Genomic DNA, 13,098 nt, shown 5'->3' on the forward strand with positions numbered 1-13,098 from the left:
ATTGTTCATATGTTCAGTTGTGTTAAACATATAAACAATGTTTTCAATGTCGCTAAACATACTATCATCAGAAGAATTATTATATATTCTTCAAAACAGTGTATAACCACTTATGATACTCTCTATTCAAGACTTCAGAACGGCTATTAGAGACTATGTGGTCTAATAATGCATCTGCTCTTTCTTCAGTTTGTTCCCACGCCAATTCAAAGATATTCTCATCTTTAATATTAGGATTATTCACTAGATAATTAACCGCATAATTTGTTACTTCTTGTGAAGAAATTAACTTAAACTGCCTACTAATAAACAATGTAATCCAGTTACATTCAAATTCGTTTTTCTTGATTATCTCAACTGTATACACCATCTATCTCTTCCATGTGGTTATTTTACCTGAGTCTTTAAAATTATAAGCTGATCCTGCAATAGGAAAAGCTTATTCCACTTCACACCACTGTGTGAGAATAAGCTTTAAAAAGTTATCATTGACTTTTAAGCATTGTTGTATAAACAATTCTATAACAAATTATTAAGAATGAACCTTCTCAAGGAAGTCTTCAAGTATTTTCTTTACTGGGGCACTTGCTTTTGGCAACTTATCATTTATTCTCTGAAGTATGGATGGATCGTTCAATATCATTTGTTTACTCTCGGGAGTCACAAAGCTTCTTAGAGAATCTATGCATACCTCAAATAGCTCTTCATTATCAATACTAAGTAGTGATAGTAATATTGAAAATTCATGTGAACTTCCGTTATTATCCATACAGTATGCCAGTTTTTTTTGCCATTCCAAAGGTTTAGTAAGTGCTTCGTTTTTTAATTTTCCCCAATCATCTGCTCTAAAGTCTGACAATATATCACTTGCAATTATACAACCATCATCGTACCATGAGTCCTCAGTTGTTTCAGCAGATAAAAGATTATCTAATTCTCTATACATTTTTTATCACCTTTCAATTTACATCTCAAAAACCTGATGGACGAGGCGCATTTACCTTTCCTGTTGGGTAACCACTAGTTACCTCGTCACCATTTTTGATAACATCTATTTCCACTCCATTTTTTGATGCTCTATGCCAAGTTGATCTATCCCTCAACCTTGTAGATATAGGTGGTGTATTTCCAACCTCTATAATACTCTTAAGAATCTGATCATCATTCCACGATTCCGGAAATAATGTACTCTTTTTAATTTTAGAAATATTACCATCTACAAATTGCTTAGTAAACATAACACTTTTCGTCCCATCTGCATTAGTAGATAGTACTTCCACTGCGAAATTATCATTAGCGTTGTTTATACTTGAGGAATGTCCACCTATTAAAATATTTTTTGGAACTTTACGTTGTCCTTCCAATATTTTCGCTTCCATATCTGAGCTAATAACCGTCTTTGAAGATACCAATTTCTTACCTTCACTCGCACCCTTTGAAGCAACCTTATTAACCTCACCCTTACTTTCCTTCTCCGCAACATGTTTAGCCACATCTGTGACAACACGCTTCCCGCCTCGGACCGCCAATTTTTTAACAGCACCCTGAGGGCTTACCCACTCAATAAATTCATACTGCGTTCCAGCCAAAAATGAATCCAGTGACTTAGCTCCGCCTACTTTATCCTCTGGTATGTAAGACACTTCTTCTAGCCGCTTTTTCCCTCCAGCATAGAATTCTCTTACGATCTGGCCGTTTTCATAAACATAATATTTGCCGCCGACATAGTCGATGCTTGCAGTATTGCGAGTTAGTTCGTCAATCACTTCTATCGTATCTATCTTTTTTAATCTTTTATTATTATATAGTTTATCATTTATCACCCGTATGTCTCCATAGACTTTCGGGTGAGCTGCTGCTTCTTTCTGTAATACAGTTACGTTACTGTCATCAGCATGAATCTCACGCTCGATCTTCTGTTGTTTGCCATCCTTCATCACGATATCAACGTTGGACTGCTTATGTTTCTCTATTTTCTTCAGCATCATCTCCATCGGTGAATCATCCGGCTGCTTCATTTGCGGGTTAATCGCGCCGAAGGTTTGGTTGATGTTTTCTTCTTCCTGTGATTTCAGGATGGAGCCGCTTTTGTAGCCCGTGATTTCAATTTTCGGGCCGGTGTACATGGTTTCGAGCTGATCAATGTATTTTTTCATCGTTTGAAAATCTGATTTTGCGGTTTCTAGTGCTTGGGTTTGCTGGCCGTCAAATTGAAAGAGCTTATTCAGGGTGTCCGAAATCAGTCGCTCAGCCTGTTCTGTTTCCATCCGAAAAAAGGAATCATTGACTGTCGGCAGGCTGACGATGTGATCGATGGCTGATGTTTGGCGATTGACTGCGTCAGTGAGCTGCTCTGTCACTTCTCGTGCATGCTTGACCCCATGTCTCGCATCGTGTGAGAGAAAAGCCTCTGCGATCATGCCGTGGGAGTCAGATTCTACAGAGGAAATCGCATGCTGTGTTTGTTTCAGCACTTTTTTGTATTCGTCGATAAACATGCCAAAGAAAAGGAGAAAAGGCTTGTGGCACTCCTCGTAAAAGGTCCGGATGGCATCTCCGCCTTTTCCTTTCAGCGCATCCTTCATGCCTGCCAGATGCTCAACGCTTTTTTCCAGCTTCTCCAGCTGTTGTTTTTGCTTGTCCAGTTTCTCAATCGTATGCTGAATGCCCTCGTGAAGAGCGTGGACATCTAATGTTTTCAATCCCTTGTCCTCCCGCGCTTTATTTCATGGAAGATGATATGTTTTCGTCCGTTTCCTTCATGGCGTTTACCGCGCTTTCCGTTTGTGCGATATGCTTGGCCAGAACAGACGCATATGCTTCAGTGAGCTCTTTGATGTCCTTATTTAATTGCTCGATGGAATTCACAACATTCAAATGGTTTCTGCCTGAGAGATGGCCGGGCAAGGAGGACTTGAGTGCAGCTGAATTCTTGAGCTGAGAAAGCCCTTGCTTCACTGTGCCATACACCATTTTAATTTCCTGTGCCATTTGTGCTCACCTCACTTTTTATGTTTTTCCTTCTCTATTTCATGCTCTATCCTCGTAATTTGGCGTCTTATGGAATAGACATCGCCCTCTAATGAGTGGATTTTTCCTTCTATGCTTTCGATGATTCCGCTGACTTGATCGCTTTTGATTTGCTGATATGCTTTGTTCATTCCTTCACGAATATCTTCAAACCGCTGAGCATGTGTTCCTCTCCATGCCTCCCGGTTAAGATGAGGCCGGTGAATGAGATGCTGGGCCTCAGAGAAATCGTGTTTGATTTGCCTAATTTCGTGCAGCACTCGTTTTAATTGATGGATCTGTTCCTGCTTTTCATGTAAGTCGGCTTTTACCGAATGTAACAACATTTCACTATGCATGCCGCAACACCTCGTGTTTCTATCAAACTGTGTCAATTCTTTACAATACAGACTATTTTCATATTACATGATGGGTCATATTGGATAAATAGGTAAAAAGGATTGTCTTTAGGAACTTTATCCCGGTTCTAAATAGCTAAAAATTCAATTTCATAACTTTGTAAGAGGGAGAATCATCATGATGGGGACTTTTCGTTTAGGTCTTGAACCCCGCTATCACTTCTGTTTTTTCTCTCGCTCAACCATTTCTTATAGTCAATAAAGCTCATAAAAAAGCGCCTTCTCTAGAAGGCGCTTCTCCATCTTATTTAGATCCCCATACAGCCTCACCGCTGCCATTCAACACACTAAATGTCATCACGTTCTTCTCTCTCACCGAATCCCACTGGCGTAAAAATACGCCATTATACTTCTTGCCAGCTAACATAAGTTCAGCTGTATTTTTTCCGGTTTTCTTCCATGTTCCAGTCATTTCCCCGGAAATGGTGTGGTTTTTGTTGAGCTGGATGTTGATGGTTTTTTTGATGTCGGCTGAGATGTCTTTTCCGTGCTGGATGAGTTTGTATGTTCCTGTGATATCTTTTTGCTTTACTTCTTTCAGTGTTTCGCCCGCATAACGATATGGCGCTGCTACCGGCCAGCCGTCTTTGTTCATGAACAGTTGGTGGACTCTGACTTCGTGTTCTTCACCCCTGCCCGGGAAGCGGGTGTGGAAGATTAAATAGGAACGCCCGGTTTTTTCGTCATAGTATGCGGAGTTGTGGCCTGGTGAGACGTACCCGGTGCCTTTTTCATTTTCTGTTTCAAAAGTGTAGCTGCCCATGAGTTTGACGCCGTATGGTTCGATGGAACGGTCGTCGAAGAATGTGCCTTCTTTGCCGCGGACGTCGAGCATTGGATTGCCTTCTGCATCATAGTAAGGACCGTCTGGTTTCTTGGAGCGGGCCACACGTATGTTATAGCCGCCTGTTGCATCAAGGCCGCCGAATGACAGATATAAGTAGTAGTATTGGGTGTCTGGATTGTAGAGAACATACGGGCCTTCGATTCTGCTGTGGTTGCCACCGAGCAGTTTTTTCCCGTATCCCTGTCCAGGAAGCGGGAAGCCCGTTTTCGGATTCATTTCAAGTATGAAAATACCGCCTGAGTATGATCCGTACACCATCCACAGCTTGCCGTCTTTATCAAAGAAGGTATGCGGGTCGACGACATTCGGGTGTTTGGTTGCGTCATACGGTGTTCCATCGCTGCTTGTGCCTTCCATTCCTGATTTCAAAAAGATGCCTTTGTTTTTGTATGGGCCTTCGATGTTGTCAGCAACGGCAACACCCATGGCGGATCTTGGTGAGTCGCCGCGGCAGGCGTTGTAGTACATGTAGTATTTGCCGTCCGCCAGCTGCGTGACGTCAGCCGCCCAAAGAGTATCGGATTGCGCCCATTCGAAGGTTTCTTTTAATTCTTTATAGACATTCGGGATAAGTGGGTTGTCGTTGCTTACGCTGGTGGTCAGCTGCTGCCATTGCATGAGGTCATTTGTTTTTGCTGAAGCGAGATGAGATCCAAAAACATAAAAGGTGCCATTTGTTTCAATGATGGAAGGATCATGAACGCTGACTTCTTTAAATACGGGTTTTTGTGCATTGGCGGAGTTTGGCAGGGTGAAGGCCATGATAAGAGCTGCAAGAAAACATACATGAAACAATCGGTTGAACATCTAAACAATTCGCCTCTCTTTTTTATTAAATTTTTAAGCGCTTACATTTCTCTATGAAGAAACACCGGCCTATTAAAACAGCCGAATGTTTTCATATTCAAACAGATAGGTGATTTCTCACTGTTCTCTTACATTGTCAGACTGATGTCTGTTTGGCACAGAACTGCTGCTTGCATATCCTCTTTTCATAGTTCAACCCTTTTGCCGTTTCTCCTTCTTCAATTACTTCTGTTTCTTCATTTGCGTACGTAATGAACGCTTTGTCCGGTCTTGTAAAGTCGTCGACTTTTCTCCGGCAACTTCGCCTCTTTTTGGCATTTTACCTCTCATTGTCAGCAATATGACAGCGGCCGCTTGCACTTCTGTCTGGGTATTCGTGTGCAATGTGCTGCTTTCTGTGTCACGCTATTACAATAGCAATCTAACTTGTTAAAGACTGTAAAAAACCTTTTGACTTCTGCTGCTGAACCAATTAATATAATACTCAGTTAATAGTTATCAGAATTTTTAGGAATTGAGTGATTCATATGACACTGCATAAAGAGCGTCGGATCGGACGGCTGTCTGTTCTCCTGCTGCTGAATGAGGCGGAAGAAAGTACGCAGGTTGAGGAGCTGGAGCGAGACGGATGGAAGGTCTGTCTTGGCAAGGTAGGATCAATGGACGCGCATAAAGTAGTAGCCGCAATTGAAACCGCTTCCAAAAAGAGTGGTGTCATTCAATCTGAGGGTTATCGGGAGTCACATGCGCTTTATCATGCGACGATGGAGGCTTTGCATGGCGTGACCAGAGGTGAAATGCTGCTAGGATCGCTGCTTCGGACGGTGGGCTTGAGGTTTGCCGTTTTGAGGGGAAATCCTTATGAAAGTGAAGCGGAAGGCGATTGGATTGCTGTCTCGCTTTACGGAACAATCGGGGCGCCGATTAAAGGTCTTGAGCACGAGACATTCGGTGTTGGAATTAATCACATATGAAACAGCCCATAGATCTTAGACGATAGGGGGCTATGCGTGAAAACAGATGTTCACAGCATAGCTCCTTTTTGTATGGGCGCTTTACCAAAGTAAAGAAAAAGGAGTTGGGCTTATGGTGACTTTAGACGGTACTTCATTGACAACAGCCGACGTCGCTCGTGTGCTGTTTGATTTTGAGGAGGCAGCGGCTTCTGAGGAAAGTATGGAGCGCGTGAAAAAAAGCAGAGCGGCAGTGGAACGGATTGTACGCGACGAAAAGACAATCTACGGCATCAACACCGGATTTGGCAAATTCAGCGATGTCCTGATTCAGAAAGAAGACTCGGCGGCGCTGCAGCTGAATTTAATCCTTTCTCATGCCTGCGGAGTCGGCGCCCCTTTTCCTGAGTGTGTTTCCAGGGCAATGCTGCTTTTGCGCGCCAATGCGCTGTTAAAAGGCTTTTCCGGTGTACGCGCTGAGCTGATCGAGCAGTTGCTTGCTTTTTTAAATAAACGCGTCCATCCTGTCATCCCCCAGCAAGGATCACTTGGCGCAAGCGGAGATCTGGCGCCGCTTTCCCACCTGGCGCTTGCGCTGATCGGACAAGGAGAAGTCTTTTTTGAGGGGGAAAGAATGCCGGCAATGGCAGGCTTGAAAAAAGCAGGTATTCAACCGGTAACGCTGACATCCAAGGAAGGGCTTGCCTTGATTAACGGGACTCAGGCCATGACTGCAATGGGAGTGGTCGCCTACATTGAAGCTGAGAAACTAGCCTATCAAACAGAACGCATTGCCAGCTTAACGATTGAGGGTTTGCGGGGAATTATCGATGCATTTGACGAGGATATTCACTCAGCACGCGGCTATCAGGAGCAGATCGATGTCGCAGAACGAATTCGCTTTTATCTATCTGACAGCGGCCTGACAACCTCCCAGGGAGAACTGCGGGTTCAGGATGCCTATTCATTGCGCTGTATTCCGCAAGTACACGGTGCGACTTGGCAGACACTAGGCTATGTCAAAGAAAAATTAGAGATTGAAATGAACGCAGCTACAGACAATCCACTCATTTTCAATGACGGTGACAAAGTGATTTCCGGCGGAAACTTTCACGGACAGCCGATCGCCTTTGCCATGGATTTTCTGAAAATCGCAATATCAGAGCTTGCGAATATCGCAGAGCGCAGGATCGAACGACTTGTGAATCCGCAGCTGAATGACCTGCCGCCGTTCCTGAGCCCTCATCCCGGTCTGCAATCCGGTGCAATGATCATGCAGTACGCCGCGGCCTCACTCGTTTCTGAAAATAAAACACTGGCCCATCCTGCAAGTGTGGATTCCATTCCGTCATCCGCCAACCAAGAGGACCATGTCAGCATGGGAACCATCGCCGCTCGGCATGCTTATCAGGTGATCGCAAATACAAGGAGAGTCATTGCGATCGAAGCGATTTGCGCATTGCAGGCTGTTGAATACAGAGGCATAGAACATGCAGCGTCCTATACGAAACAGCTTTTTCAGGAAATGAGAAAAATCGTGCCGTCCATTCAGCAGGACCGTGTTTTTTCCTATGACATTGAACGCTTGACTGACTGGCTGAAGAAAGAATCTTTAATACCTGATCATCAGAATAAAGAACTAAGGGGGATGAACATATGACTGATGTAAAAAAATCAATCCGTGCCAACAGAGGAACAGAGCTTGAATGCTTAGGATGGGAGCAAGAGGCAGTGCTTCGGATGCTTCGAAACAACCTTGATCCAGAAGTCGCCGAGAAGCCGGAGGACCTCATCGTATATGGCGGGATTGGCAAAGCCGCACGGGATTGGGACGCTTTTCACGCCATTGAGCATTCCTTGAAAACATTAAAAAATGATGAAACATTGCTCGTGCAATCCGGAAAGCCCGTTGGCATGTTCCGTACACACCCGCAGGCCCCGCGCGTGCTCCTAGCAAATTCTGTTCTTGTTCCGAAGTGGGCAGACTGGGAGCATTTCCACGAACTTGAGAAAAAAGGGTTAATGATGTACGGACAGATGACGGCTGGCAGCTGGATTTACATTGGCTCACAAGGCATATTGCAAGGAACCTATGAAACCTTCGCTGAGCTGGCGCGACAGCACTTCGGGGGCAGCTTAAAAGGAACGTTGACGCTGACAGCGGGTCTCGGCGGAATGGGAGGCGCCCAGCCGCTGTCAGTCACGATGAATGAAGGCGTCGTGATTGCCGTCGAGGTTGACGAGAAACGCATCGACAAGCGGATCGAAACAAAATACTGCGATCGAAAAACAGCATCGATTGAGGAAGCCTTAGCTTGGGCTGAAGAGGCAAAGCTGGCAGGAAAACCTTTGTCCATTGCACTTCTCGGAAACGCAGCTGAGGTGCATCACACACTGTTGAACCGAGGCGTCAAAATTGATATTGTGACAGATCAGACATCTGCCCATGACCCTTTAATCGGTTATGTTCCCGAGGGCTATTCCCTTGATGAAGCTGACCGTTTGCGTCAAGACACTCCAGAGCTTTACGTGCGCCTTGCGAAGCAAAGCATGAAAAAACATGTCGAAGCCATGCTGGCCTTTCAGCAAAAGGGCTCTATTGTATTTGACTACGGCAACAATATCCGGCAAGTCGCAAAGGATGAAGGGCTGGAGAATGCCTTCGATTTTCCGGGGTTTGTCCCTGCCTACATCCGCCCCTTATTCTGTGAAGGAAAAGGGCCGTTCCGCTGGGCGGCGCTTTCCGGAGATCCGGCAGATATTTACCGTACGGATGCGTTATTAAAAGAGCTGTTCCCGACAAATAAAGCCCTTCACCGCTGGATTGATATGGCACAGGAAAAAGTCACCTTCCAAGGCTTGCCGTCCCGTATTTGCTGGCTTGGATATGGAGAACGAAAAAAGATGGGCCTCGCCATTAACGAGCTGGTTAGAACCGGGGAGCTAAAAGCGCCTGTCGTTATTGGGAGAGATCATTTGGACTGCGGGTCTGTCGCCTCTCCAAACCGGGAGACAGAAGCGATGAAAGACGGAAGTGACGCTGTTGGTGATTGGGCTGTGCTAAATGCGCTTGTCAACACGGCGGCGGGTGCAAGCTGGGTTTCCTTCCACCATGGCGGCGGCGTCGGAATGGGCTATTCCCTGCATGCCGGCATGGTTGCAGTGGCCGATGGAAGTGAGCTGGCTGACGAGCGGCTCGCGCGGGTCTTAACGAGCGACCCAGGAATGGGCATTATCCGTCATGCGGATGCGGGTTATGAACGTGCCGTTGAAGTAGCGAAGGAACAGGACATTATCGTGCCGATGCAAAAATAAAGGAGTGATGACATGCCAAAGCAAATTGATACGATTCTCATCAACATCGGTCAGCTTTTGACGATGGAAAGCAGCGGTCCGCGGGCAGGCAAAAGCATGCAGGATCTTCATGTGATCGAAGACGCTGTTGTCGGCATCCATGAACAGAAAATTGTGTTCGCCGGACAAAAAGGGGCTGAAGCCGGTTACGAGGCAGACGAAATCATTGACTGTTCGGGACGCCTTGTAACGCCTGGCCTCGTTGATCCGCACACCCATCTTGTATTTGGCGGATCTCGTGAAAAGGAGATGAACCTTAAGCTTCAGGGCATTTCATATTTGGATATTCTGGCGCAGGGCGGCGGGATTCTGTCTACAGTCAAGGATACCAGGGCGGCTTCAGAAGAAGAGCTGCTGCAAAAAGCCCATTTTCATCTGCAAAAAATGCTGTCCTACGGCACAACCACAGCAGAAGTGAAAAGCGGCTACGGCTTGGAAAAAGAGACAGAGCTCAAACAGTTGCGTGTCGCAAAAAAACTGCATGAAAGCCAGCCTGTTGACCTTGTTTCCACATTTATGGGAGCCCATGCGATTCCTCCCGAATATCAAAACGATCCAGATGAATTTCTGGATCAAATGCTTTCCCTTTTGCCGGAAATCAAAGAGCAGGAGCTCGCCAGCTTTGCTGATATTTTTACAGAAACAGGCGTTTTTACAGTCAGCCAATCCCGCCGTTATTTACAAAAAGCAGCTGAGGCAGGCTTCGGATTAAAAATACACGCAGATGAAATCGATCCGCTTGGAGGCGCTGAATTAGCAGGTGAGCTAAAGGCCGTCTCAGCCGACCATTTGGTAGGTGCATCGGACGAAGGCATAAAGAAATTGGCTGAGGCAGGAACGATCGCCGTCCTCTTGCCGGGCACGACATTTTATCTTGGCAAAAGCACATACGCCAGGGCTAGAGCTATGATTGATGAAGGTGTAGGTGTCAGCTTGGCAACGGATTTTAATCCTGGCAGCTCGCCGACTGAAAATATCCAGCTGATTATGTCCATTGCCGCGCTTCATCTGAAAATGACTGCAGAAGAAATTTGGCATGCGGTCACAGTCAATGCCGCATACGCCATAGGGAAAGGAGAGGAAGCCGGTCAGCTCAAAGTCGGCCGCTCAGCTGATCTAGTCATTTGGCAAGCCTCGAACTATATGTATATTCCGTATCACTACGGGGTCAATCATGTACATCAAGTCATGAAAAACGGAACAATTGTTGTCAACAGGGAGGGAGCCATTCTTGGATAAGTACCCTTTTCTCAGAGAGGCCGGATCTTCGTTTAAAGACCGGGATGTCACAAAAATGAGCGACCTGATCGCAACATGGGACGGCCAGGACATTAAGGGACCGGCGTTGATAGGTGTCCCCCTATCAAAATCCTCCATCAGTCATTCAGGCGCTTCCTTTGCACCCGGAACAATACGCCAGGCTCTGAAACATTCATCAGCCTATTCTGCTGAGCTTGGAGAGCATGTCGTATCAGAGCTTCTATATGATCTGGGGGATATCGATATTCATGTCACTGATATCGTAAAGTCACATCATCACATTTTCCAAACCATGCACGCTCTGCTTTCGGACCATCCGGATTGGGTGCCGCTCATACTTGGGGGAGATAACTCTATCAGCTACTCCACAATAAAAGCGATAGCACAAACAAAAGGAACGACAGCAGTGATTCAATTTGATGCCCATCACGATGTTCGCAATACGGAGGACGGGGGGCCGACAAACGGCACCCCCTTCCGCCGCCTTTTGGATGAAGAGATCATTGAAGGTCAACATTTGATCCAGCTGGGTATCAGAGAATTCAGCAACAGCCAGGCCTATGAAGCATATGCAAAAAAACATAGCGTGAACATTCACACGATGGACATGATCCGCGAAAAAGGACTAATCCCAACGATAAAAGAGATTTTGCCTGTTGTTCAAGATAGAACAGATTTCATTTTTATATCTGTTGACATGGATGTCTTAGACCAGTCCCATGCACCCGGCTGTCCAGCGATTGGCCCGGGCGGCCTCTATACAGACGAATTGCTTGAAGCAGTCAAGTACATCGCACAACAGCCCAATATTGCCGGGATTGAAATTGTTGAAGTCGATCCTACCCTCGATTTTCGAGATATGACAAGCAGAGCTGCAGCTCATGTTCTGTTACACGCATTAAAAGGAAAGAAACTCTCCCCATTCAAGTGATCTTCTGGCAGGTTGTATTTTGGGTATAAGAAACTCATCTGCCTAAGGAATGGCAGCTAAAAGGAGGGCGAGACAGTGAATCTTCAGGAGAACAGCAGCCAACAGCTAAAACGCACAATGAAAAGCAGGCACCTATTTATGATCTCATTGGGAGGCGTCATAGGCACAGGACTTTTCCTCAGTACGGGCTATACGCTACATCAAGCCGGACCCGGCGGTACGATACTCGCTTATGTAATCGGCGGGTTGATGATGTACCTCGTCATGCAATGTCTCGGCGAATTGTCGGTTGCCATGCCGGTGACCGGCTCTTTTCAAAAATATGCTACAACATTTATCGGTCCATCTACCGGTTTTATGGTCGGCATCATGTACTGGATCAATTGGGTGGTGACGGTAGGCTCTGAGTTTACCGCATCCGGTATTCTCATGCAGCGCTGGTTCCCTGACAGCAGTGTATGGATGTGGAGTGCGATTTTTGCAGCCCTTCTTTTTATATGCAACGCATTTTCAGTTAAGTTATTTGCGGAAACTGAATTTTGGTTTTCCAGCGTAAAGATTGTCACCATTATTTTATTTATCATTTTAGGAGGAGCCGCCATGTTTGGCCTGATCTCTTTAAACGGAACGGCGGATGCTCCTATGTTGTCAAACTTCACAGATCATGGCGGGCTGTTTCCAAATGGCTTTCTCGCCGTTTTTATCGCGATGATATCTGTGAGCTTCGCCTTTTCTGGTACAGAGTTAATCGGCGTTACAGCAGGAGAATCAGCAAATCCTCAAAAGGATATACCGCGATCCATCCGTAATGTCGCATGGAGAACCGTGATTTTTTTCATTGGCGCTGTCTTCATATTATCCGGGTTGATTTCATGGAAGGACGCAGGCGTGATTGAAAGCCCGTTTGTAGCCGTATTTGCGGAGATCGGAATCCCTTACGCTGCTGATATTATGAATTTCGTGATATTAACAGCCTTGCTGTCTGTCGCCAACTCAGGCTTATATGCTTCGACCCGTATGATGTGGTCTTTAGCAAATGAAAACATGATCAGCTCCCGTTTTAAGAAAGTGACATCTAAAGGCATTCCTTTAAATGCCTTAATGATCAGTATGGCTGTATCTTGTTTATCTCTCGTTTCCAGTATCGTGGCCCCTGGAACTGTCTATGTGGTGATGGTAGCAATTGCTGGATTTGCAGGAGTCGTGGTCTGGATGAGCATTGCCTTGTCCCAGCTCTTGTTTCGAAAGAGATTTCTGAAAAAAGGGGGGAATGTAAAAGATCTGACATTTCGCACGCCGCTTTATCCTCTTATGCCTATAGCCGCTCTCTTATTATGTTCTGCTTCTTGTATCGGTCTTGCTTTTGATCCCAATCAAAGAATCGCACTTTTCTGCGGAGTTCCTTGTATCATCCTTTGCTATCTGATCTATCATATCAAAAGAAATGTTACAAAAGCGAAAAAAATCAGCCAAGAGGAATATCAGGCTGATCACATCCTGTAATCAAAAAAGCACACC

General features: G+C 45.6%; 13 protein-coding genes. 6 read left to right on the top strand and 7 right to left on the bottom strand.

The genetic code is table 11. The features are described from left to right. Positions 1-79 precede the first annotated feature (79 nt). The 7 genes from NST79_RS20515 to NST79_RS20545 all read right to left on the bottom strand — a co-directional run bounded on the left by NST79_RS20515 (position 80) and on the right by NST79_RS20545 (position 5,466). Entirely contained in the window at positions 80-370 is a 291-nt protein-coding gene (locus tag NST79_RS20515) for a DUF2247 family protein (protein ID WP_224588581.1), read from the bottom strand. Positions 371-532: 162 nt separating this feature from the next. Beyond that, a complete protein-coding gene (locus NST79_RS20520; protein WP_015483915.1) occupies positions 533-946 on the bottom strand; it encodes a hypothetical protein in 414 nt (137 codons plus the stop codon). Between the two features lie 25 nt (positions 947-971). Beyond that, the gene (locus tag NST79_RS20525) at positions 972-2,702 is read right to left on the bottom strand and encodes a T7SS effector LXG polymorphic toxin (protein ID WP_212060108.1); all 1,731 of its coding nucleotides are present in this window, start codon (positions 2,700-2,702) and stop codon (positions 972-974) included. 19 nt (positions 2,703-2,721) lie between these two features. Further along, a complete protein-coding gene (locus NST79_RS20530) occupies positions 2,722-2,991 on the bottom strand; it encodes a YwqI/YxiC family protein (RefSeq protein WP_212060107.1) in 270 nt (89 codons plus the stop codon). Positions 2,992-3,002: 11 nt separating this feature from the next. Beyond that, positions 3,003-3,368 (bottom strand): DUF5082 family protein, encoded by a 366-nt coding sequence (locus NST79_RS20535; RefSeq protein ID WP_014478447.1) that lies wholly within the window; start codon positions 3,366-3,368, stop codon positions 3,003-3,005. A gap of 304 nt (positions 3,369-3,672) precedes the next feature. Next, complete coding sequence (abnB, locus tag NST79_RS20540; RefSeq protein ID WP_212060106.1) at positions 3,673-5,082, bottom strand: glycoside hydrolase family 43 protein; 1,410 nt, start codon at positions 5,080-5,082, stop codon at positions 3,673-3,675. A 222-nt stretch (positions 5,083-5,304) separates the two neighbouring features. Then, the gene (locus NST79_RS20545) at positions 5,305-5,466 is read right to left on the bottom strand and encodes a hypothetical protein (RefSeq protein ID WP_021481008.1); all 162 of its coding nucleotides are present in this window, start codon (positions 5,464-5,466) and stop codon (positions 5,305-5,307) included. Positions 5,467-5,609: 143 nt separating this feature from the next. On the opposite strand from NST79_RS20545, the gene hutP reads away from it, so the two are divergent. From hutP to NST79_RS20575, 6 genes are all read left to right on the top strand, one after another. After that, on the top strand, positions 5,610-6,056 hold the full coding sequence (gene hutP / locus NST79_RS20550; protein ID WP_003243875.1) for a hut operon transcriptional regulator HutP: 447 nt from the start codon (positions 5,610-5,612) through the stop codon (positions 6,054-6,056). A gap of 112 nt (positions 6,057-6,168) precedes the next feature. Further along, entirely contained in the window at positions 6,169-7,695 is a 1,527-nt protein-coding gene (hutH, locus tag NST79_RS20555) for a histidine ammonia-lyase (RefSeq protein ID WP_212060105.1), read from the top strand. After that, the gene (hutU, locus tag NST79_RS20560) at positions 7,692-9,350 is read left to right on the top strand and encodes a urocanate hydratase (protein ID WP_003243634.1); all 1,659 of its coding nucleotides are present in this window, start codon (positions 7,692-7,694) and stop codon (positions 9,348-9,350) included. The genes hutH and hutU overlap by 4 nt, the downstream gene beginning before the upstream one ends. 12 nt (positions 9,351-9,362) lie before the next feature. After that, the gene (hutI, locus tag NST79_RS20565) at positions 9,363-10,628 is read left to right on the top strand and encodes an imidazolonepropionase (protein WP_212060104.1); all 1,266 of its coding nucleotides are present in this window, start codon (positions 9,363-9,365) and stop codon (positions 10,626-10,628) included. Beyond that, positions 10,621-11,580, top strand: a complete 960-nt coding sequence (gene hutG / locus NST79_RS20570) for a formimidoylglutamase (RefSeq protein WP_212060103.1) — start codon at positions 10,621-10,623, stop codon at positions 11,578-11,580. Before hutI ends, hutG begins: the two co-directional genes overlap by 8 nt. 75 nt (positions 11,581-11,655) lie before the next feature. Then, positions 11,656-13,083, top strand: a complete 1,428-nt coding sequence (locus NST79_RS20575) for an amino acid permease (protein ID WP_032722753.1) — start codon at positions 11,656-11,658, stop codon at positions 13,081-13,083. Positions 13,084-13,098: the final 15 nt, after the last annotated feature.

Source organism: Bacillus sp. PS196 (assembly GCF_037963555.1).
Lineage (GTDB): Bacteria > Bacillota > Bacilli > Bacillales > Bacillaceae > Bacillus > Bacillus subtilis.

Coding starts and splice junctions, on each gene's coding strand:
- NST79_RS20515 (WP_224588581.1), bottom strand. CDS start 370: ATGGTGTATACAGTTGAGATAATCAAGAAAAACGAATTTGAATGTAAC.
- NST79_RS20520 (WP_015483915.1), bottom strand. CDS start 946: ATGTATAGAGAATTAGATAATCTTTTATCTGCTGAAACAACTGAGGAC.
- NST79_RS20530 (WP_212060107.1), bottom strand. CDS start 2,991: ATGGCACAGGAAATTAAAATGGTGTATGGCACAGTGAAGCAAGGGCTT.
- NST79_RS20535 (WP_014478447.1), bottom strand. CDS start 3,368: ATGCATAGTGAAATGTTGTTACATTCGGTAAAAGCCGACTTACATGAA.
- abnB (WP_212060106.1), bottom strand. CDS start 5,082: ATGTTCAACCGATTGTTTCATGTATGTTTTCTTGCAGCTCTTATCATG.
- hutP (WP_003243875.1), top strand. CDS start 5,610: ATGACACTGCATAAAGAGCGTCGGATCGGACGGCTGTCTGTTCTCCTG.
- hutH (WP_212060105.1), top strand. CDS start 6,169: ATGGTGACTTTAGACGGTACTTCATTGACAACAGCCGACGTCGCTCGT.
- hutU (WP_003243634.1), top strand. CDS start 7,692: ATGACTGATGTAAAAAAATCAATCCGTGCCAACAGAGGAACAGAGCTT.
- hutI (WP_212060104.1), top strand. CDS start 9,363: ATGCCAAAGCAAATTGATACGATTCTCATCAACATCGGTCAGCTTTTG.